Consider the following 22,500-nt stretch of genomic DNA (forward strand, 5'->3'; position numbering starts at 1 on the left):
TATTGTCTAAAAAGGAGGGATGTAAGTGATTGTTATGCATAGAAAAATTCCAGACCAGTTACTCTATTTAGAAACATTGTTGCCGAGAAATAGCAGTGATGCAAATTTATTTGAGCAGTATCAAAGGATTAAGGCAGGTTATACAGGGGAATGTAGAGTAGATCGCGAATGGAATGATATTTTTTTAGAGCAAGAGCATTATCTTTTTCATGATTATCAAATTACCAATCAAGCGAAATTCACACATCAAATTGACACGGTTTTTATTTGCCAATCCTTTGTGCTGCTTATTGAAGTGAAGCATATTATTGGACGGTTAGATTTTGAAACACATACACATCAATTTATCCGCACGAAAAGCGATGGCACTCAAAATGTTTATCGTAACCCAATCGACCAAATTGGAACGGCATCGCCTTTTTATTGAAGCGCTTCTTCAGAAATGGGGAATAGAGCTTCCCGTTATACCAGCTGTCATTGTGACAAGCCCCTCAACACATATCGGTATGACCCCACCGCATTATTTCATTTTCCAAGTGACAGGTCTACGCACAAAGCTTCAGCAGCTTATCGAAAAATATTCTCCTAGTATTACAAGCGAGCAATTAAATATTTTAAAAGATTTATTGCTTTCAAGCTATGAGAGAAAGCAATTTTCCATTCCTGCTATTCCAGACAATACAATAGTAGGCGCACTGTGTCCACATTGTCAGCCAGCTGTTCGCATACAGCATTGGCGCGGTAAAAGCTTTCAATGCCATCGCTGTACAAAGCACTTTGATGATGCAATTTTAAAAGGCTTGCGTGATTATAAAATATTATTCGGTGAGACGATAACAAATCGCGCATTTCGGCAGTTTTTTGGGATTGCTGATGTGAAGGTGGCAGGGAATTTGTTAGCACAGCTTAATTTAGAGGGGATTGGGGAGAGAAAAACACGCAAATATATAATCCCAGATGAGGTAACATGGAATAAACTCTGAAAAACGTGGAATAAAACCAAAAAACATGGAATAAACTCCGGAAAACATGGAATAAACTTCATAAAACATGGAATAAAATCCAGAACCCTGAATCCAACAAAAAATCCCCCAAAATAGGGGGACTTAGTTAAACTAATAATGCGAACAATGTACTATCTTTATTAACTTCTTTATAATCAAAGCCATTTTCCTGCATGCGTTCTAGTAAGCCTTGATAATCGTTACGGTGTGCAACCTCGATACCTACGAGTGCGGGCCCGCTTTCTTTATTGTTTTTCTTTGTGTACTCGAATGTTGTGATATCGTCGTTTGGGCCGAGCACAGATGTTAGGAATTGGCGTAGTGCACCGGAACGCTGTGGGAAGCTGACGATGAAATAGTAGAGCAAGCCTTCGTAAATTAATGAACGCTCTTTAATTTCTTGCATACGACCGATGTCATTGTTGCCGCCACTAATAATGATTACAACAGATTTCCCTTTAATTTCTTCTGCGTAAAAGTCTAATGCTGCAACGGAAAGGGCACCAGCAGGCTCAGCAACGATTGCGTGTTTATTATATAAGTCTAAAATCGTTGTACATACTTTGCCTTCTGGAATTAGTATGATATCGTCCAAATACTTGCGGCAAGTATTATAGGTGTTTGAACCAACACATTGTACAGCTGCACCATCTACGAATTTATCGATTGAACCAAGAGCAGTAGGTTTATCATTGGCAAATGCCGCTCTCATGCTACCTGCACCAGCAGGCTCGACGCCGATGATTTTGCTAGTAGGAGAGAGGTTTTTTACGTATGTTGAAACGCCCGCCATTAAGCCACCACCACCAATACTACCGAAAATATAATCAATTGGCTCTTCGATATCATTCATAATCTCGACAGCAACTGTACCTTGTCCAGCAATAACATCAAAATCATCAAAAGGATGGATGAATATTTTCTGGTTTTCCTCACAATATGCTAAAGCACTTTTTGCTGAGTCATCAAATGTGTCGCCCGATAAAACTATTTCTACATAACTCCGACCGAACATGCGGACTTGATCAATTTTTTGCTTTGGTGTTGTTTTCGGCATGAAAATTGTTGCTTGAATTTGCAAATGGGCGCATGCATAGGCAACACCTTGTGCATGGTTACCAGCACTCGCACAAACAACGCCAACTTCACGTGCTTGTTCTTCAATTTGTTTTATTTTATAGTATGCACCTCGCAATTTAAATGAGCGTACATGCTGTAAATCTTCGCGTTTTAAATATATGTTTGCCCCGTATTTTTCAGATAAGTAGTCATTTTTTTGAAGTGGTGTATGTGCAACAACATCCTTTAAAAAATGATGAGCAATTAAAATATTTTCTACAGCAACGCTTTTTGATTGTGCAACTTCTTCCATATATAGCAACCCCCATAATCAATTACGCCTCGGTGTAATTGGTTCAGATTTCTTTAAAACTTATGCTATCCACCTAAGGCTTTATCCCGATTCTTTGCTTTATTGCTCAATCAAGATAAAATATTTATTAATTCTAACACAAATTAATGACGAAATGTTGAAAATATTTAGTTAATTTGAATGTTTACAAAATGTTCATAATGAAAGCGCATACGTTTGGAAAAATAAAAAAAACCACATGAAATACTCATGTGGTCATAGTCGAGCTTAGAAAATCCAATGTGCAACTGCGGCAACGATTGGAATTGAAATGATTGTGCGGATTAAGAATATAATGAATAAATCCCATAATTTTAAAGGTAATCTTGTTCCTAAAATTAATCCACCAACCTCTGATAAGTAAATTAATTGTGTAACAGAAACTGTTGCAATGAAGAAACGTGTCATATCTGATTCGATGCCAGCGCCTAAAACAGATGGCAACAGCATGTCGGCGAATCCAACAATCATTGTTTGAGCTGCTTCGCCAGCTTCAGGAATTTGTAGCATCGCTAAAATAGGTTCAAATGGCATACCTAAAATGCGGAAGAAGCTTGTGAACTCTGCTAACACTAAAGCAATTGTAGCAAATGCCATAATAATTGGCGTGACAGCAAGCCACATTTCAAGCACGTTTTTAGAGCCAGCTGCAAAAATATTCCCCAAATTTTTATTTTCCTCAGCTTTTTCTAATGCATTTTTTAAACCGAATGAGAATACATTAAAGCCTTCTGCTACTTTTTCACGTTCCCCACTTGGAGTCTTACCATTGTAAAATTTATCTGGCTTTTTGCTTAATGGATAAATGCGTGGCATAATAAGCGCCAATATAATCGTTGCCAAAATTACTGTACCGTAAAATTGTAGGAAATACTGCTCAATGCGAATTGTTTCAACAACGACTAAACAGAATGTAATTGATACAACTGAAAACGTCGAAGCAATTGTAGCTGCTTCACGCGCAGTATAGTTGTTTTCTTCATATTGACGATTTGTTAGTAGAACGCCAATTGTGCCATCCCCAACGAAGGAAGCAAGACAGTCAATAGCGGCACGCCCTGGAATTTTAAATAATGGGCGCATAATCTTAACCATCATCGAACCGAAGAAATCAAGTAAACCGAAGTCCGTTAATAATGGTAGTAATAAACCAGCGAAGAAAAACAGGACAAACATATATGTAACGAGACCGCCACCAGGATCAAGTAAAATACCCGCTGTATCATCACTATTTATTTGCTTTGGACCGAAATCAAATAAATACATTGTCGCAAAGATGGCTGCTAATACACGAACAATTGTCCAAAACCAATTAACACGGAATAACGAATCCAACAATGTGTTTGTACCAACACGCTTTGGGAACGCTTTAATGATAAGTGCGCCTGCCGCTGCGATAGTAAAGATGATAAGTGCGAACCAATGAATAAACGGCTCAACGATACCAGCAAGATAGTTAGCTAGTAAAGCTATAGGTACTTTGATACCGCTTTCAGTACCTACAGGAACGATAAATAAAAAGACCCCTAAACTAGATAATGCAATAAATAAAAACCAAATGTAAAACGAATGTTTTTTCATAATATATAACAATTCTCCCCCCTTATATATTCTGAATAATTATAAAATAGATGTATAAAAAAAGCTACAATATTTTGATGCGATATAAGGGGAGTAAGGGTTTGGCAGAAAATGGGGTTATGCAAAAAAGCCCGTAAAGATGGCTGAAAGGGGATGTAGGCTCACACCTATATCCCCTTTCAGTTTCCTAATATTGTACACGTTGAATTGGCTCGCCAAGTTCATCTGGTTGTTGGATTACATAAAATTTTTCAATATTTAACCAGCTTTCACTCATCGGTTGACCTTCATCTACACGCTTTGCTGTTTCAGCCATCATCCAAGCTGTTTGAGAAGCATGTGCTTGCAATGCTTTTACTTTATAGTCTTTAACACTCTCAATATTAACTATAACATGTGGTTCACCAAGCTCCGCTAAAGTGTTGTTTGCAAATGCACAGCCTAATAGACGTGGGCGCACTGTTTTATCAATGCGACTCACAGCCTCTTTCACAGCACGTGCTGTAGCTTCGTGATCTGGATGCACAGCATAGCGAGGGTAGAATGAATAAATAACAGATGGATTTAGTTCTTCAATTAATGATGTTACGAGTTGCACCATTTTTTCATCATCTTCAAATTCAATCGTTTTATCGCGTAGACCCATCATACGTAAATCAGGAATCGCCATTGCCTCACATGCGGCAATTAGCTCTTGACGGCGAATTTCTGGTAAAGATTCACGTGTAGCAAACGGCGGATTGCCTAAATTACGTCCCATTTCACCAAGCGTTAAGCAAGCATATGTAACGGGTACGCCCATCTGGTGATATAGTCTAGCAATACCTGCGACAGAAAAGGCTTCGTCGTCAGGGTGTGGGAAAATAATTAATACATGACGCTCTGAAGGTAATGTCATTTCTTTCACTCCTTAATAAGAAAATGGTGTTTCGCTAATTTGCAGCGCTATAGCAAGCTTACCTGTATAATCTAAGCCAGCCATTAATAAGCGTCCATGTTCATCTAGTTCATAGTGTGTAATGCCTTGAGCATATACCCATCCATGCTCCATTTTTAATCCGATACGATGCGGTGTGTCATCAACTACTTTTCCAAGCTCATAACGAATTTTTGCATTGCGAATAAAAGCACCAGCGTTAAAAACCTTCGTGTCAAAATGACTTGCATAAGCGCCATTCGTCGTTTCTAAATGAATATAAACATCTTTATTAGCAAAAGAATTAAGCAATTCCTGAAGTGTTTCGATATGTACCTCTTTCATTTATCGGAACCCCTTTCTAAACTATCTAAATGATAGTATAGTAGAATTTTTTTCAGAATGAAAAGAAGATGTCTCGTGAATGCGAAACATCTTCAAATAATTAAATTTCAGTAACAGTAATTTCTGGTGCACCAAAGCGAGATTTAGCTCCATGCATTACTGGACCTACATATTCATTTAAAGCCCAACCATGTGCAATAGCAGCTGAAACGAATTCCTTCGCTTCAATAACAGCATCTTCTACAGAAAGGCCGTTTGCTAAATTTGCACAGACACTTGCAGCGAATGTACAGCCTGCACCGTGATTATGAGTAGATTCTACTTTCTCAGAGGCAAGCAGCTTGAATGAAGTGCCATCATAGAATAAATCAACGGCTTTGTCTGATGCTAATGCTTTGCCACCTTTAATTACGACATTTTTCGCACCGAGTTCATGAATTTTTGTGGCAGCAGCCTTCATTTCCTCAATTGTTTTTGGTGTACCCGTTCCAGCAAGCTGACCTGCTTCAAAAAGGTTTGGCGTTACGACTGTTGCATACGGCAGCAAATGTTCAATCATTGCTGTTGTATTGCCAGGGTTTAATACCTCATCCTCTCCTTTACATACCATTACCGGATCAATAACAACAATATTTGTGCCAGATTTTTGAATTGCATTGCTCGCAATTTTAATAATTTCCTCTGTTGAAAGCATGCCTGTTTTAATGGCATCCACTTTTGTTGATAGCGCTGTATCGATTTGCTTTTGCAATAGCTCTGTTGGTAGTGGCGTTACTTGATGGTGCCAGCCGTTCGGGTCCATCGTTACGACTACAGTTAATGCGACCATACCATATGTGCCGTGCTCCTGAAAGGCTTTTAAGTCCGCTTGCATACCCGCACCAGCAGATGTATCAGAACCAGCAATTGTTAATGTCTTTTTTAATGTCATAGTTGAATACCCCTTTTAAATTGATTTACATACAACTATACATTTATTCTGACTTTATAAAAATAGTCAGAAATTGTTTTTTCTTTAATGTCAGATACTGAGGAATCTTGTAGTATACTATTTAAAAAGAGGTGAGTTTTATGGTAAAACAAGTATTTAACAACGACTGGCAGCAAGTAATTGGTGATGAGTTAGAAAAGCCATATTTTAATGAGCTACGTTCATTTATTGCAAAAGAATATAGTAATGAAACGATTTATCCGAAGCAGGAAGACGTTATGAATGCCTTCCATGCAACGAGCTATCAAGATGTAAAGGTTGTTATTTTAGGGCAAGATCCATATCATGGACCGAATCAAGCACATGGTATGAGCTTCTCAGTACAGCCAGGTATAGCACAGCCCCCAAGTCTCCGCAATATGCTACAGGAGCTACAGGATGATTTAGGCTATCCACTTCCGAATCATGGCTATTTAATGAAGTGGGCACAACAAGGCGTACTACTATTAAATACAGTATTAACTGTGCGAGCTGGACAAGCACATTCACATAAGGATAAAGGCTGGGAGCAGTTTACTGATGCCGTTATTGAAAAGCTTGCAGAGCGTGAGGAGCCCATTATCTTTATTTTATGGGGAAGACCGGCACAATCAAAAGCGTCGATTATTAAGCGAAGCAAAACAGCACACGTTATTTTACAGGCACCACATCCAAGCCCATTAAGCTCGTATCGAGGCTTTTTTGGTAGCAAGCCATATTCAAAGGTGAATGCTCAGCTAACGGAATGGGGCAAAGAGCCAATCGATTGGAGCCTATAAAGAGAAACTTCAATCGGTGGGAGAGTTCCTCATCCCACACTGATTGTTGATAGAAGAACACAAGCTAAGAACTTCATATCCTGTGAAAACGCTTGTGTGACCAACATCGTGTTGGTCTCAATTGGGCTTTTATTGACAGTTATCGTCCACTTACCCCTTTGGTTTTTCTAAAGTCTTGAGGTGGGCGTCTTACTCCTGCGGTTACTAATCGCAGAAAAAAATACTGTCCGTAAATGTAGGATAAATATAGAGGAGGAGAATCATGGCAGTAAATTGTTTTAAATGTCGTTATTTTCGCGTTACGTGGGAGCCTGCAAATCCTAGAGCTTGTGCGGCATATGGCTTTAAAACAAAGCAAATTCCTTCAGCTGTTGTGAAACAATCTTCTGGAATGGACTGTTTAAAATTTGTACCGAAGCAGGAGGGAAAATGATGATTTCATATGACGTATTATTGAATCAATTAGAACAACACGTCATGCAAGCAAAAAATGCAGCAAACGAACAGGAAATGCGTGAACAATTGTCAGCAGTACGTGCGCTATGTGATGTTGTACTGACTACAAGTAGCAAACCACAAGTTTCGACACAAATGGCAGTATCACTACCACAACTGTCAACGCCACAGTTACCTACACAATCAACAACATTACGTGAAAAGGACGCGAATGGTGATTCGATATTTGACTTTTAATAGAAAGTATCAATCGCATATTAAGGAAGGATGTTATAGATGAAAGGTTCTATTATTTCGGGTGCAATCCATGGCTTCCTAGCTGTTGCACTTGGTGCATTTGGCGCGCATGCTTTAAAAGGTATATTAGATGATTATAGTACTGGGATTTGGGATACTGCAGTGCAATATCAAATGTTCCATGCATCAGCGCTAATTCTTATTGGTATTTTAATGAGCGCTAAAATTTTTGGTGAAGTAAAGCAGTTAAAAATCGCTATGATTTGCTTTAATTTAGGAATTATCTTTTTCTCAGGTAGTTTATTCATTTTGGCGATAACTGGAATAGGTGTTTTAGGTGCAATTACACCGATTGGCGGTGTCCTATTTTTAACATCATGGGTGCTTGTTATTGTAGCAACTTTAAAAAAAGCATAATATAAAAAGCTGTTCAAAAAATTTTTTTTGGGCAGCTTTTTAGTTTTTTAAGTTGTTAAAATTCTTGAAAAAAGATGTTATATTTAGAGAAATAAAAATTTAAATTATTCAAGTAAAAAGGCCTGCTGGAGGGGTTTGAAAGCAGTGAAAAAATACTTATTGCTTTGTTTTTCTAATGAATTATAGAGGGGAAGTTTATTTTCTGAATGCATTTATAGTCGAAAAGGACTGTTTTTGATACATAGTAAGCATGATCTGAATTAAATGGAGGAAGTAATTATGAGTATAGGAAAAAAATTGAACCTAGTATTTCTTACAGTTATTTTATTATTAGTAGCCTCTACTATACTTAGTTTTTGGAATTTGACGAATGTCGAAAAAAAGGTAGATGAAGCATTGGATGTTCGTGTAGCGACGGTACGTTCAATTGACCAAATTAAGCTTGCGGGTGCATCACAAGGCTTGTTTGCACGGGCACTTGTTATTGAGTATACACAAAAGAATGATGATAATTTTGTACGATTTAATACGCTTTTGAATGAGGAGATGAAGCATTTAGATGAACTGATTATTTCCCAGCAAATGCAAGATTACTATACAGATTTAACGGCAGCCGTAGATGCGTTTAATGGTGTTGCGGAGAAGTATTTAGCAGCTATTCGAATGGGAGATGAAGATTACGCATTAAATTTAGTAATCAATGATTTGCAGCAGACTAATAAAAATATTACAGAACTGTCTGAAGAAATATTGGCCTTTCAAGAGGAACAGCTAGAAAATGCTGTGGATGCATCGAATTTAGCGATTAGCATGTCGAAAATTATATCAATTATTGCATTAATTATCATTATCCTTGTTAGTATCATTGCGATTATTTACACTCGTCGTTCTATTACATTGCCGTTAGTGCACATTACGAAATCAACAAATGTTGTTGCAACAGGTGATTTAACAGAGCCTAACATGCAGGTGCAAAGTAAGGATGAAATTGGTCAATTAGCGACAGCATTTAATACGATGAAAGATAGTTTAAAAAGCCTAATTGGCAATGTTCAATCAAATACGGAGCAATTAAGCGCAGCAGCAGAGGAACTATCAGCTAGCACAGAGCAAGTAACTGCTACTTCTACTGATGTAGCACGTCGAGTAGCAAATACAGCAGAAGTATCTCAAGAATCATCAAACTCAGCTAATGAAAGTGCGTCTGCGATGGAGGAAACAGCTATTGGTGTGCAACGAATTGCCGAGTTTGCTCAAACATTGTATTCAAGTTCGGAATCTGCTCGCTCGACAGCGAATAATGGTGGTTCTATTATTCAAGATGCTAAAGAGCAAATAGAAATGATTAATCATTCTACTGTCCAGGTTAACGAGCTCGTACAAAAATTGACCCAACAAACAGCAGAAATAAGCGAGATGACGAAGGTCATTACTGATATTACGGACCAAACGAATTTATTGGCACTTAATGCGGCAATTGAAGCGGCGCGGGCGGGTGAGCATGGGAAGGGATTTGCTGTTGTAGCAGACGAAGTTAGAAAGCTTGCTGAGCAATCGAAAAATTCAGCAAATAAAATCGTCACATTAACAACAGAAATTCAACTGGATACAGAAAGTGTAGAAGAGGCTGTTAATAATTCCTTGTTATCTGTCAAAGATGGTGTGCGTATTATGGGAGAGGCAGGAGAGGCGTTCCAAGCAATAGGTCTAGCTATTGAGGATATGACTACACAAATCGAAGAAATATCCGCAACATCTCAGGAATTATCTGCAAGTGCTGAGCAAGTATCAGCATCTGTCACTGGCATTGCCACTGGGGCTAAGAACTCTGCTGCTGATATAGAAATGATAGCAGCCGCAATGGAAGAGCAATCTGCGACGATGGAGCAAGTAAGTGAAGTTGCCATAGGTTTAAGTGAAAATGCTCAGGAGTTACAGCTTGAAATAAGCAAGTTCCGCATATAATGAAGGAACTACCGGATATTTTCCCTTGAAAATATTGATAGAAGCCATAAGGGGCGTTGAGAAAGCTAAAACTTTCCCAACGCCCTCTTTTTTTATGGTGTTTGCGTAAAATAAGCTAATTCCTCATCAAACTCTGCGTAATCAAAATAGATCATTGGAAAGAGGAAGCGGTGATCCGTTTTCAAATCCCGTATAATGGCATGATCGCGTCCAGCTGCCTCCACAACCCCGCGAACTGTTTTTGAATTTTGTCCATTTATAGCATTATCGAATGAAAAATAGAACACACCTGGCTTCCCACGATTTAATCTTAAAATATTTTCAATATAAGATTCCTCTCGTCTAGGTGGTGATGGCATTTGTTGCATAGGTGGTGTCCAATAATAAGTCAAAAGAACATCCTTTCATTTTAAATAGTTGGGCAATCACTTTCCGTTGGTGCGAAAAAGCAATGCGACTTAAAGCGTCCCGTATTCCATTGACCATACCATTGAGCAGGGCAGCCCCCGCTTGGCATGAAAAACCATAATGAGCGCGTAGCGGGATGGAATCTTTCCCCTCTAATTACACGTTCAGCTAGGCGAATATCTTGTGGCCTTGCCCGTTGATAAAAATAACCTTTTGTCGTCGCCTCAAAGCCTCCTGGTCTTTGAAAAACCATATCCTCTATCGATCTGACATCTGGAAAGTCTAAGCAATCTGCAAGCACACGATTTACACCGACGTTACCAACCATTAGCATACCTAATTCGCCATCTCCTTCAGCTTCAGCCCGCATTAAACGGGCAAGTAAAGCTGTTTGTGCCGTAGTTGTTGGGACAACAGCGATACAATAAACCCCCTTTTGACACTAATGTATGCAACAACTAGTAAAAAATATGTAGAATCGCCTGTATTGGCAAATAGAAAAGTGCATATGCTAGGTGGGACAAGAAAAGAAGAGGTGATGAACATAAGCAGCATATTTAGCATATTGCTCAGTGCAGTTTTAGCCTTTTTGATCGCAGCTTACTTTGAGCAACCGCTACATTGGTATTTGTTCATTCTAATTGTTTGCATCGGCTTCTTTATTCAGCTTATTATCATCATTTTGCAAGCGCCAGATGAGCTGGAGTGAAAAGTTCGTTAATATTGTTTAAATCGGATGTGAGCGCTCAAATACTAGAAAAAATGGTTCGATTAAGTTGAAAAGGCGCTTAAAAAGTATTAAAGCGAACGAGATTTTCTTAAGAAGCACAAAAGGCAATCAGGAAAGTATAGATGTGCCTCTGTCTCTCCCAATTGCCTTTCATTAAATTATACAGTTAAAAATTTCACTAGCTTTTCTTTGTCCAAAATGTTGCCAACAAAGAATGAGCCGAACTCGCCATAGCGTGCTGATACTTCGTCAAAACGCATTTCATAGACAAGCTTTTTAAATTGTAATACGTCATCAGAGAATAGTGTAACGCCCCATTCGTGGTCATCGAAGCCGACAGAGCCCGTAATGATTTGTTTTACTTTACCTGCATAGCCACGACCTATCATACCATGTGAACGCATTAATGCCTTACGCTCATCCATTGATAGCATATACCAGTTATCATCATTTTGACGACGCTTGTCCATAGGATAGAAGCATACATATTGAGAACGTGGTAGCTCAGGATACAGACGTGCACGAACGTGTGGGTTTTGATAAGGATCTTCGTTTGATTCTCCCGCCAAATAGTTCGATAATTCTACAACAGATACATAGGAATAGCTAGGAATTGTAAAATCAGCAATCGCTAATTTATTAAACTCAGCTTCTAATTGTTGCAGCTCATCCATCGTTTCACGCAGTGTCATTAACATGAAATCTGCTTTTTGTCCGACAATAGCATAAAAGGCATGTGCACCTGTTTTCGCAACATCAGCCTCGTTTAATTTTTCTAAATAAGCGACAAACTCCTCTACTGCTGCTGTGCGCTCCTCTACAGAAACAAGTTTCCAAGAAGCCCAATCAATTGAGCGGAAATCGTGTAATGCATACCAGCCATCTAACGTAATTGCTGCTTCGTTCATTTATCAAACACTCCTTTTAATTGAACATCATTCTCTTTTAGTTTAGCACATCTGCCTACATACTACACATTCCTAAGCGATAACTGTCATGATTTTGCCATGACTTTTCAGCGCGAAGCTGTTCGTGTATGCTAGAGAATAGTTGAATTCGTTATATTGGAGAGATTAATTATGGAACACTTTTTACAAACTTGCGAGTGGAGACTAGTAGACGAATCGAATTTACAAGCACGTTCTCCATTAGCATCATTTGCAATGGACGATACACTTTGCCACTTAGTTGGGCATAAGATGACTACACCAACAATTCGGACGTGGGTACATAAGGAATCTGTTGTGCTCGGTATTCAAGATCATCGTTTACCATTTATCGAGCAAGGAATGAATTTATTAAGTGAACAGGGTTACACACCTATTGTGCGAAATTCAGGTGGGTTAGCTGTTGTACTAGACCCTGGTGTACTCAATATATCGCTTGTTATTAGCGAAAATGAGCAGCCATTATCGATTAATTCAGCATTCGATATGATGGTGGAATTTATTAAAATGTTACTTCCAGAAATCGCAGAGCAAATTGAAGCATATGAAATAGTAGGCTCCTATTGTCCTGGCTCATATGATTTAAGTATAGGTGGAAAAAAATTCGCAGGAATTTCGCAAAGACGTATGCAAGGCGGTGTCGCTGTACAAATTTATTTATGTATAGAAGGTAGCGGAAGTGAACGTGCAGAGCTAATCAAACAATTTTATGAAAAAAGCTTACAAGATGAGGAAACAAAATTTCAATATCCACGCATTAAACCGGACGTTATGGCATCATTGCAGGAATTAACAGGTACAAATATGACGGTTGTTGATACGAATTTACGCATACAGCAAATGCTACAACAAAAAGAATTAGACTGGGTGCTTGCTCCTTTGCAGCCTTCTGAAAATGAGCTGTACATGCATTACTTACAACGAGTTTTGCAACGTAATCAAAGTATGTTGGCAAAGTAATTTCGAGAGAATATCAAATAAACAGGGGCTGTAAGAAAAAGGAATGTTTTTTCTTACAGCCTCTGTTTCTATATTAAATATTTGCTAAAAGTCTTGCTCCTGCGGTTACTCGTCGCAGTAAAGGCTTTGCTCCTGCGGTTACTTATCGCAAAGAGCGTATCTGAAAATAGCTTTTCAGATACGCTCTTCCATACTACAATTGTATTTCATCATTTTCTAAGGGAGAAGAGATTAAGTTACCGTTACGTTCCATCTTAAAGATAGGGGCAATACGTTCTTCCTCTTCATCTAATGCTACAAAGCGACGTGCGCGATTCATAATTTGTACAAATTGCTCGTAGTCTTCGCGGATTGCTATATTTTCCTTGCGAAGCTTATCGAGCTCTAGCTCTAGCTCTCGATTTTTTTCGGTTGCCGTATTTGCTAAGTAACGCCATTTTGAGCTTTCCGTATCACCTGTTCCATGCTGTAAACGCATTAAATAAGCAATAACAATATCTAAAGACAACGTCGATAATGGGATGGATTTCGTATCCGCTCCGTTGTCTGCTGTAACAAGTATATGCTGCGCACGACGACGAGATGGGTTGCCTAATGCTCGCAATCTCTCTTTACGTTCTTTTTTTGCTTGCGATAATTGCTCCTCATACATTTTACGAACGACTGCATTCCAGCGAAAACCGCAGGCAGCTGCTGTACGATTTAGCGCATCCCCAACTTCATCAAAAGCATTTAATTGCGTACTTCCATCTTTTACATGTCGTAGCACGGCCTCTGCTAACAGCTCATCATTTTCTTTTAACCAAGCATCCTGTCTTACTTTCATTATAAATCTTACCTCCTACAATGTTCATAGTTTGATTGTTCATTACTAAGCATGACCATTTCTCGAATTATTTATGCAGAGTTCATATAATTTTTCGTACTTTTGGGGAGAAAATAGAATTTCGCTTGAATGAAAGTGCTGCCATAAGCTAAAATAGCTAGTAGATTAAAAGTGAAAATAGAAAGGTGTTGACTCTAGTGGCAAACGAATTTCGAGTTTGCGATGAATGTCAGGCCGTTAATTTAAAAACGTTAATTCCGAAATTAAAAGAAATTGATCCCGAAGCAACGATTGAAATTGGCTGTCATTCATATTGCGGTCCTGGCCGTAAAAAAACATTTACATTCGTAAATAGTAGACCAGTTGCTGCATTAACCGAAGATGAGTTAATGGAAAAAGTACTGGCTAAATTAAAAAAATAAGTTTTACTATTAAGAGGAGGTTGTCATAGAAACCTCCTCTTTTTTGTACTCTTAAAGCCAAATTAATCAAATGCCCCATTTACATTGCATCGATAGAGGACTTTCCTCTCTAGAAATGGTAAACTAAATGTATAATTTTTACTGAAAGAAGAAAAAAGGGGGAGTGACAATGGACTATGCAACAGCAAAACTAGCAGAAGAGAAAGTATTTAAAGACCCTGTACATCGTTATATCCATGTGCGTGACCAAGTCATTTGGGATTTAGTTGGTACAAGGGAATTTCAGCGCTTGCGACGCATTCGCCAGCTTGGTACGACGTATTTAGTATTTCATGGTGCAGAGCATAGTCGCTTCAACCATTCACTTGGTGTCTATGAAATTGTACGGCGCATTGTTGATGATATATTCACGAGTAGACCTGAATGGGATGCGTCAGAGCGCTTGTTAGTTCTATGTGCGGCATTACTTCATGATTTAGGGCACGGCCCATTTTCTCATGCATTCGAAAATGTTTTTGCAACAGATCATGAAGAATTTACTCGTGCTATTTTGCTTGGTGATACAGAAGTGAATGCTGTACTACGCCGAGTTGCATCTGATTTCCCCGAAAAGGTTGCACAAGTTATTGAAAAAACATACCCAAGCAAGCTCGTTGTCAGTTTGATTTCAAGCCAAATTGATGCGGATCGTATGGATTATTTACAACGTGATGCATATTATACTGGAGTTAGCTACGGTCATTTTGATATGGAGCGCATATTGCGTGTTATGCGACCACGCACAAACCAAGTTGTTATTAAGGAAAGTGGTATGCACGCGGTAGAGGATTACATTATGTCGCGCTATCAAATGTATTTACAAATCTATTTTCATCCTGTATCACGTAGCGCAGAAGTAATTTTGAATCATATATTAAAACGCGTTAAAGCCTTGAGTGAGGAAGGCTATTGGTTTAAGCATGCGCCAATTCATTTTAAACCATTTTTCAAAAATAAAATAACATTAGAGGATTATATTGCATTAGATGAAAGTATTATGCTGACCTATATTCAATTTTGGATACAGGAAGAGGATACGATTTTACGTGATTTAAGTAGTCGCTTCATCAATCGTAAATTATTTGGCTATATTAATATGAATCCACAAGAAGAGCCTCAACGCTTTGCACGCTTGCAGCAATTATTTAAGCAAGTAGGCGTCGATCCAACCTACTATCTTGTACACGATTCAACCTCTGATTTACCATACGATTTATATCAGCCAGGTGTAGAAACAGGGAAGCTACCTATTATGTTGCAAATGGCAAATGGTGAAATGCGTGAGCTATCACAGGAGAGTTCACTTGTTGATGCAATTGCGGGGAGACTAAAAACGGATCATAAAGTGTATTACCCTGAGGAAATAATGTTAGATTGTAAAATTGAGGCGAGTATTAAGCAGGAATTACATCTTCTACTTCAAAATCATTGTTAAAAATTATATAAAAATAACTAAAAGTGTAGACAAAGTAAACCTAAGCTTTGTCTGCATTTTTTTGTTCTTTTATATGAAAATAGGACTAGATTAAATGGTTTTTTTGTGAAAATGGGTATTTAGGATTATTAAATATTTTGTTTATGAATCCGATTAATGAAATGTAGGTAATAAATCATTATAGATTTGTGTTTTATTCAGGTTTCAAGAATTATATGAAATGATAATATTTACAATTCAGAGAAATATAATGAATGGATGAAGGAGTAGAGAAAATGAAAAAAGCGAGTACAACAATAGTTGTCTTAGTAGCATCTTTAATCATCATATGTAGCCCAATAAAAGCATCGGCCGCATTGATTGTGGTTGAGGCTCCAACAACTGGGGTAAGTTCAGTGGCAAACTTTGACTTAATAGATACTGAAAATAAGAGTACAAAGCCTATGTTATTAAAAAGTATTAAAAATTTAATGAATAAAATAAAAAATAGAGGGTGTTAGGAAAGGTATATTCAAGAATACTTTCTAACAATTAAATGCCTTTTTTAAACAAAAATGTGAAAACAAAACGAATGATCTGTAGAATTGGAAATTGTATAGAATCTGTTTAGACGCTTTCCGTAGAATAAAGATAAAAACATTTAATCAAAAATTCAAATTGAAATAAGCATTAAACATGTGCCGGTGCTTTGAAGGGGGTGAGGCAAATTTTTATCGGCTTGTTACAAAAAATGAATACACGCAACATTGAGAGCAGACAACAAAGATACCTTGTCTCCACTAAACTTCAAAGATTGAATGTGTGTTCTACCATGACGACTAACTAAACATAGGAAAAGCGTTTTGCCGAAAGTTTGTAGTAGCCAGTGGTTACATGTCGTCAGCAAACAAATAGGGGCAAACTCTTCAACCTAAGAAAAGGAGAGAGACATGAGGAAAAAGATTAATATTGCAATGCTGACAATGCTATTAGTGTTCCAGACGTTTATCGGACCACTGTCGGTATTTGCGGATGAAACAACTATTCCTGAACAGCCGCCAGCAACGGAAGAATCGGATGATACTGAAGTAGGTGGAGGAGCTGAGCTGGGAGCAGGAGATGAAACTACAACAACACCTGATTCGGCCGATGTGACAGTGCCGCAAGCAACACCATTGAATGTAGGGCCATTTGCAGCAGCTTCAATGGATGGTGATGTAACATTAACTTTTGTAAACTTAATAACAGGCGGAAAGACAATTACGAATGCTGCTGAGGCAGCAGGTGTTGAACCAACTATCGGGCAAGCTGTAGATTTAAACTATGATTTTGCCATTAGTGGAACAAGCGATTATGGTGTAGGTTCGGATTTCAAATTCCAATTACCACCTGCATTACTAAACTTCAGTCCTGAGTCACTAAGTGGTACAGTTTCACTTGCGGAAGGCGATGTTGAATTTAGCTATACAACAGTAGGAAATACAGTAACTCTAACGCTAATTAAAGGTGAAGTTTTAGATGGAGAGGAGTACCAAGGTAAGTTAAACTTCAAAGCTTGGTTCGACGAAAGTGGTGCTAAAGAAGGTTTTGATCAAGTTTTAGAAATCCCTATTCTTGGTGAAGATTCTATTGAAATTCCATTTAAATTTAAACCACAAATTAACGGAAATAAACAGCCATTAACGAAAAAAGGTACGCCTAGAATTACAAATGGCGAGCGCTTTATTGACTGGGAAGTTTGGGTAAATGAAAGTGGCCAAGAGTTAGAAAATGCTACGATTACAGATACGCTTGGTGAAGGTCATGTATTAGATGGTGCCGTAACAATAGAACGTTATCCATTTACTTTAAAAGATGGTCTTTCAAATACTTCTGATGATTCTAAAACAGCAAGTAGCCTATCAGACATTGTATTAGACAATGGTTACTATGCGTATAAATTAACATATACAACCAAGGTGGAACGTGAAGCTACTAAAGAAACAGAAGAATTCACTAACGCTGCAACATTTAAAAATAACGGGTCAAATGTGGCTACGCGAAATATTAAAGTAGACCATATCTACGGTACGAAGCTAAAGAAAGAAGCGATTACAGAAGATAAATACAATGCAAAGTGGGAAATTCAATATAACTACTTTGGTTCAAAGTTTGCTAGTAAAAAAATTACGGATACTATTAATGGTCCACATGTAATTAAAGATGGTACCGTTCAAATTTTCCATGTAACAGTTGATACAGCTGGTAATGGTACAAAGGGGACTCTAGTTACTCCACAACCGACGATTGCTATTACAAATGGCGGTAAAACTTTGGAAGTAGAACTAGAATCTCCAAACGGTGAAGCTTACATTATTGAATATGAAACAGAGCTTGACGATGAGTTTTATGTTGGACCAGGTGAATCGGTATCAAATAGCGCAAAATATGATGCTGAAGAATCTTCGGATGGCTTCAGAATTTCTGAAGGGATTTTCACAAAAAATCGTAGTGGAATTAACTATGATAAAAAGGAAATTACATGGACATTAACAATCAATGCTGAAAAGCCGATGAAAGATGTTGTAATTACAGATACAATTACTAAAATCGATGGTTATACGCGACAAACTTTGATAGAAGATAGTTTTACTGGTCTCCCATCAGGAGTAAATCCTACAGACATTGTAAAAGATGGAAAAGGCTATATCGATAGCTTCACGTTAGCGCTAGGTGATTTAAGTCAAGGAAGGTACACAATTACGTACAAAACCAAATTTGATATTGATGCAAATGGTGCTACGTATGGTGTGTATGGAAATACGGCTGACTTAGATTGGAAAGGTAGCACAGATAGTTATCACTTAACTAAAAATGCAAATTATGATCCAGGTAGCAGCCCAACTGGTAAAAATGGATATAAAGAAGGCTCATTTGATCATGTAGAGCAAGTATTCAACTGGAAACTAGCAGTTAATATTAATAAACAACCAATTAATGGTGCTATTTTAGAGGATACAATTTTGGAAGGGCATAAGTTAGTATCTGGTAGTGTTAAGGTTTATAAATTAGACTTAACGGTAAGTGAAAAGGGTCAAAAAGCTGAAGAATTAATAACTGGTCGTACTATTAATGAAACAGACAAAGGTTTCACTCTCAAATTTACTGAAAATACAACTGATGCTTATATCGTTGAATATCAAACTGAGGATGAGGATGAGATTATCGGGCATAGTGGTGGAGGTACTTATGGTAATACTGCCGAATTCACTACCATTGATAATAAAACGTTCCCATTTGAAGCAACTGCAACTGTGCAGCACGCAAATAAATTAATTACTAAAGATAGCCCTAGTCAAAATTCAAATGAAGAAACGATTACGTGGACAGTAAAAGTTAACGAATCCCATTCAACGTTAGGGAATCCAGTAACATTAACAGACAAAATGTCTACAAATCAACTAATCTTAAAAGATACATTTGAAGTACGTGAAATTAAGATGAACGTGCAAGGTATCCACTCTTATGGAGATTGGGAGCAAATAACGCCTACATTTGACGAAGAAAATAACAGCTTCTCGCTTGATTTAGATTTAAATCAAAAAGGATGGGAAGTACGTTATACAACATTCTTCACAGGTGGTCCAGACGAAACATTCTCTAATAAGGCGTCTATTAGCTATGCAGGAGCTACAAATGAAGCTGTAAATGAAGCACATCAAGAAAATATTAAATTTAACTTTAACGACTCTAGCGGTGCGATTACTGCAACGAAGGGTGACCTGAAAATTAAGAAGATTGGTTATAACCCTGTAACAGGCGAAAGTAAAGTTCTTTCAAATGTAGAGTTTATTGTATATAACAGAGCTGGAACAGTTGAGCTTCAACGAGGCACAACTAATGAAGAAGGAATCGTAGAATTTGATCAACTTCGCTATGGTTACTATAAATTAAAAGAAGTTGCAGTTGATGGCTATAAGCCAATAAATACACAAGAGATACGCATTTTCAATGAAACTAACTTCCTTACAAATGGTGGGAAATATTATGAAGTAGTTAATGAAGCGGATGTACCAGGACCAAGCTGTACAATTTTTGAGATCGAAGTGTTCAACATTGACGGCAAGCCAATTACAACTGGTGACGTTGTACTGAAAAATATCCAAACGAGCGCAGAAACTACTCATAATGTAAATTCGGGGAAAGTAACATTACCGGCGAATTTCCTAGCAGGTACTTATCAAGTAACACATTCAACAGAAGGTATACTGGGTGAGGTTGTAGTTAAGTATGATACAGATTGTAAAGATTTTGTGCAGCCAGCACCAGCATGTGATGACTTCATAGTTGTTGTTAAAGATGCAAACGGACAAATTCGTACAGACATCACAGAGTTAACATTAAAGCAAGGTTCTATTGAAGTGAAGCAAACACCTGACGCAAATGGTAAATTCGTATTTGATTCAAATGGTAAAGACCCTGTTAATGGTGTAAAACCAGGTCAATATGATGTTTACGAAGGCAAGCAATATTTAGGTACTGTGACATTAACCTATACAGAGGCTTGTGGTTATGAGTTTGTAATCACTCAAGCGCCAACATGTCCAATATTCACATTAACGGTGAAGGATATTGATGGTAAGTTAGTAACTGATGGAACTAAAGTAACTGTGAAAAAAGTAGATGGTACATCAGTAGTTACAGATGAATTAACTGTAAATGGTGAAATCACATTAGGAGATGGAACTATAGCAGGTGGCTTAGAGCCAGGTGAGTATACTGTTGAAGTAGGCGGTAAAGAGGTAGGTAAATTCACGACTAATGCAGATTGTAAAGCAGAGGTTCAACCATTACCAGCATGTCCAGCATTTACATTGAGTATTGAAAATGAAGATGGACCATTAAAAGCAGGTACTAAGGTAGTAATTGAAAACAAAGCAACAAATGAACAATTTGAAGCAACTGTTGTTACAGATGGTAAAATTACATTTGCAACGAATGAAAACGGCAAGCGATATACGATTGAGCCAGGTGAATATACAGTTGTATCCTATGAGATTGAACCTGGGAAATCGGTATCATTTGGAGAGGATTTCACAGTTACTTATACTACAGATTGTAAGGATGAAGTGAAAAAACCTCGTGCATGTACGCAATTTGAGATTACAGTAATTGGTCCAGATGGTACAACACCAAAGGTTAATACAAAAGTAATTGTAGAAGATGAAAATGGTGTTGAGAAAGAGTATACAACAGATGGAGATGGCAAAATCACATTACCATCAACACAACAACCTGGAAAAGTAGTAGTTTATGAAGTAAATCCAGACAACTCAAAAGGTGAGAGAATTGATGAAGTAACTGTGACTTATACCGACGATTGTAAAGGCACAGTAATCAAAAATTCTTGCTCAGACTTCACATTAACAATAAACAATAAAGATAATCAGCCAGTTGGTGCTAATGTGAAGATCACAATTAAGGATAAAGCTGGTGTAACTGTATTAACAGGTACGACTGATGCAAATGGTCAAATCAAATTTGCAGACAAAGCAAAATTAGAGCAAGACAAAGAGTATGATGTTTACAATGAAGCTGATGTGTTATTAGGCAGCATTAAAGTAAGCTACACTGATGAGGTATGTGGAGCAGTTGTGAAAGTACCTGAAAACGCTTGTCCACTATTTACATTAGAAATTCAAAATGTAAATGGTACACCACGTGCAAATGTTTCATTTGTTGTGAAAGACGCAACGGGTAAAACAATTGTAACAGGTACAACAGGCGCAGATGGTAAGGCAACAGTTCCTTATACAGTTGAACCAGGAACATATGATGTGTTTGAAGGTGCAACAAAAATTAACTCGATTACTGTGAAGGATTGTGCAGCAGTTGTGAAGCCTAATCCACCAGTATATCCACCAGGTGGCGGTGGAGACGGAGGCACACCTCCAGGAACAGAAACTCCTGAGAAGCCGACAACACCTCCAACTGAAAAACCGGAGCCAGAAAAACCAACAACACCAGGTGAGGAAACTCCAGAGCCAGAGAAGCCAACGACACCAGGCGAAGAAACTCCAGAGCCAGAGAAACCAACGACACCAGGCGAGGAAACTCCAGAGCCAGAGAAGCCAACAACACCAGGTGAGGAAACTCCAGAACCAGGGAAACCGACAACACCAGTTGAGAAGCCAGAAAAACCAACTTCTCCAAAGGTAGAGGAAGTAATTAAAAAGATTCCAAATATCCCAGGTATTGTTCCGGTACCACCAGCACCAGGTTCAGAGGATCCAGTACGCTATGACGTACCAAACATTCCAAAAATTGTTGAGGAATTAGCGAAAGATCCAACGAAATTACAACAAACAATTAAAGATTTAGAAGCATTTATTAAGCAATATGAAGCATTATCTCCAGAGGAGCAAGCGTATATTGATGAGCTTGTGAATATGGATTTAGTAAGAAGTCTTCTAAATGAATTGCAAAAAGCAGCGAATGTACTTGCAGCAGCAAATAATAATCAAAACAAGCTGCCACAAACAAATGATGCAAAACAAACAACTACAATGGTTGTAGGCTTTGTATTAATGGCACTAGGTTTCGTATTATTACGTCGTCGTTTTATGACATCAGAGAAATAATCACAAAATGAAACCCCTTAAGCAATGGATAACCCATTTGCTTAAGGGGTTTT

22 protein-coding genes are annotated in these 22,500 nt (G+C 38.0%); 13 read left to right on the plus strand and 9 right to left on the minus strand.

Going from position 1 to position 22,500, the window contains the following annotated elements; all coding sequences use genetic code 11:
• The first annotated feature begins 34 nt into the window (after positions 1-34).
• Together TY13_RS01350 and TY13_RS19630 are read left to right on the plus strand one after the other, a co-directional pair.
• A complete protein-coding gene (locus TY13_RS01350) occupies positions 35-427 on the plus strand; it encodes a nuclease-related domain-containing protein (RefSeq protein WP_230199374.1) in 393 nt (130 codons plus the stop codon).
• Complete coding sequence (locus TY13_RS19630) at positions 375-983, plus strand: hypothetical protein (RefSeq protein ID WP_195891641.1); 609 nt, start codon at positions 375-377, stop codon at positions 981-983. The genes TY13_RS01350 and TY13_RS19630 overlap by 53 nt, the downstream gene beginning before the upstream one ends.
• Positions 984-1,110: 127 nt before the next feature.
• Here the strand turns inward: TY13_RS19630 and ilvA are convergent, their stop codons facing one another.
• The 5 genes from ilvA to thiD all read right to left on the minus strand — a co-directional run bounded on the left by ilvA (position 1,111) and on the right by thiD (position 6,188).
• Positions 1,111-2,376: a threonine ammonia-lyase IlvA gene (gene ilvA, locus TY13_RS01360; RefSeq protein ID WP_042470696.1), complete on the minus strand. Its 1,266-nt coding sequence runs from the start codon at positions 2,374-2,376 to the stop codon at positions 1,111-1,113.
• 267 nt (positions 2,377-2,643) lie between these two features.
• Complete coding sequence (locus TY13_RS01365) at positions 2,644-3,996, minus strand: YjiH family protein (protein WP_042472307.1); 1,353 nt, start codon at positions 3,994-3,996, stop codon at positions 2,644-2,646.
• Positions 3,997-4,183: 187 nt separating this feature from the next.
• A complete protein-coding gene (gene bshB2, locus TY13_RS01370) occupies positions 4,184-4,894 on the minus strand; it encodes a bacillithiol biosynthesis deacetylase BshB2 (protein ID WP_042470698.1) in 711 nt (236 codons plus the stop codon).
• A gap of 12 nt (positions 4,895-4,906) precedes the next feature.
• Positions 4,907-5,257 (minus strand): YojF family protein, encoded by a 351-nt coding sequence (locus tag TY13_RS01375; RefSeq protein ID WP_042470699.1) that lies wholly within the window; start codon positions 5,255-5,257, stop codon positions 4,907-4,909.
• A gap of 100 nt (positions 5,258-5,357) precedes the next feature.
• Entirely contained in the window at positions 5,358-6,188 is an 831-nt protein-coding gene (gene thiD / locus TY13_RS01380; RefSeq protein WP_042470701.1) for a bifunctional hydroxymethylpyrimidine kinase/phosphomethylpyrimidine kinase, read from the minus strand.
• 140 nt (positions 6,189-6,328) lie between these two features.
• Between thiD and TY13_RS01385 the strand changes: the two genes are divergently transcribed.
• From TY13_RS01385 to TY13_RS21405, 5 genes are all read left to right on the plus strand, one after another.
• Entirely contained in the window at positions 6,329-7,006 is a 678-nt protein-coding gene (locus TY13_RS01385; protein ID WP_042470705.1) for a uracil-DNA glycosylase, read from the plus strand.
• A gap of 262 nt (positions 7,007-7,268) precedes the next feature.
• Entirely contained in the window at positions 7,269-7,439 is a 171-nt protein-coding gene (locus TY13_RS01390) for a hypothetical protein (protein ID WP_042470708.1), read from the plus strand.
• Entirely contained in the window at positions 7,436-7,699 is a 264-nt protein-coding gene (locus TY13_RS01395; protein WP_154661489.1) for a YwdI family protein, read from the plus strand. The genes TY13_RS01390 and TY13_RS01395 overlap by 4 nt, the downstream gene beginning before the upstream one ends.
• A gap of 39 nt (positions 7,700-7,738) precedes the next feature.
• Positions 7,739-8,116, plus strand: coding sequence for a DUF423 domain-containing protein (locus tag TY13_RS01400; RefSeq protein ID WP_042470714.1), 378 nt, complete (start codon positions 7,739-7,741; stop codon positions 8,114-8,116).
• 279 nt (positions 8,117-8,395) lie between these two features.
• The gene (locus TY13_RS21405) at positions 8,396-10,081 is read left to right on the plus strand and encodes a methyl-accepting chemotaxis protein (protein WP_042470715.1); all 1,686 of its coding nucleotides are present in this window, start codon (positions 8,396-8,398) and stop codon (positions 10,079-10,081) included.
• A 92-nt stretch (positions 10,082-10,173) separates the two neighbouring features.
• Here TY13_RS21405 and gerQ read toward each other — a convergent pair whose 3' ends face one another.
• Positions 10,174-10,449, minus strand: a complete 276-nt coding sequence (gene gerQ / locus TY13_RS01410; RefSeq protein ID WP_042472310.1) for a spore coat protein GerQ — start codon at positions 10,447-10,449, stop codon at positions 10,174-10,176.
• A 41-nt stretch (positions 10,450-10,490) separates the two neighbouring features.
• Positions 10,491-10,910: a cell wall hydrolase gene (locus tag TY13_RS01415; protein ID WP_042470718.1), complete on the minus strand. Its 420-nt coding sequence runs from the start codon at positions 10,908-10,910 to the stop codon at positions 10,491-10,493.
• A gap of 66 nt (positions 10,911-10,976) precedes the next feature.
• Between TY13_RS01415 and TY13_RS19635 the strand changes: the two genes are divergently transcribed.
• Positions 10,977-11,198 carry a hypothetical protein gene (locus TY13_RS19635; RefSeq protein WP_195891663.1) on the plus strand — a complete coding sequence of 74 codons (222 nt, stop codon included), beginning with the start codon at positions 10,977-10,979 and terminating at the stop codon, positions 11,196-11,198.
• A 179-nt stretch (positions 11,199-11,377) separates the two neighbouring features.
• Here TY13_RS19635 and hemQ read toward each other — a convergent pair whose 3' ends face one another.
• Positions 11,378-12,127, minus strand: a complete 750-nt coding sequence (gene hemQ / locus TY13_RS01425; RefSeq protein WP_042470721.1) for a hydrogen peroxide-dependent heme synthase — start codon at positions 12,125-12,127, stop codon at positions 11,378-11,380.
• A gap of 171 nt (positions 12,128-12,298) precedes the next feature.
• Here hemQ and TY13_RS01430 point away from each other — a divergent pair, with 171 nt between their 5' ends.
• A complete protein-coding gene (locus tag TY13_RS01430) occupies positions 12,299-13,126 on the plus strand; it encodes a lipoate--protein ligase family protein (protein ID WP_042470723.1) in 828 nt (275 codons plus the stop codon).
• 193 nt (positions 13,127-13,319) lie between these two features.
• Here TY13_RS01430 and TY13_RS01435 read toward each other — a convergent pair whose 3' ends face one another.
• Positions 13,320-13,955, minus strand: coding sequence for an RsfA family transcriptional regulator (locus TY13_RS01435; protein WP_042470725.1), 636 nt, complete (start codon positions 13,953-13,955; stop codon positions 13,320-13,322).
• A gap of 194 nt (positions 13,956-14,149) precedes the next feature.
• Here TY13_RS01435 and TY13_RS01440 point away from each other — a divergent pair, with 194 nt between their 5' ends.
• The 4 genes from TY13_RS01440 (at position 14,150) to TY13_RS01455 (ending at position 22,447) form a co-directional block, all read left to right on the plus strand.
• Complete coding sequence (locus TY13_RS01440; protein ID WP_042470727.1) at positions 14,150-14,374, plus strand: DUF1450 domain-containing protein; 225 nt, start codon at positions 14,150-14,152, stop codon at positions 14,372-14,374.
• A 169-nt stretch (positions 14,375-14,543) separates the two neighbouring features.
• Positions 14,544-15,848: an HD domain-containing protein gene (locus TY13_RS01445; RefSeq protein WP_195891643.1), complete on the plus strand. Its 1,305-nt coding sequence runs from the start codon at positions 14,544-14,546 to the stop codon at positions 15,846-15,848.
• A gap of 275 nt (positions 15,849-16,123) precedes the next feature.
• Positions 16,124-16,348 (plus strand): hypothetical protein, encoded by a 225-nt coding sequence (locus TY13_RS01450; RefSeq protein WP_042470733.1) that lies wholly within the window; start codon positions 16,124-16,126, stop codon positions 16,346-16,348.
• A 429-nt stretch (positions 16,349-16,777) separates the two neighbouring features.
• Positions 16,778-22,447 carry a collagen binding domain-containing protein gene (locus TY13_RS01455; protein ID WP_042470736.1) on the plus strand — a complete coding sequence of 1,890 codons (5,670 nt, stop codon included), beginning with the start codon at positions 16,778-16,780 and terminating at the stop codon, positions 22,445-22,447.
• The last annotated feature ends 53 nt before the right edge of the window (positions 22,448-22,500 follow it).

It is taken from the genome of Bacillus ndiopicus, assembly GCF_000612805.1.
Classification (GTDB): Bacteria; Bacillota; Bacilli; order Bacillales_A; family Planococcaceae; genus Metasolibacillus; species Metasolibacillus ndiopicus.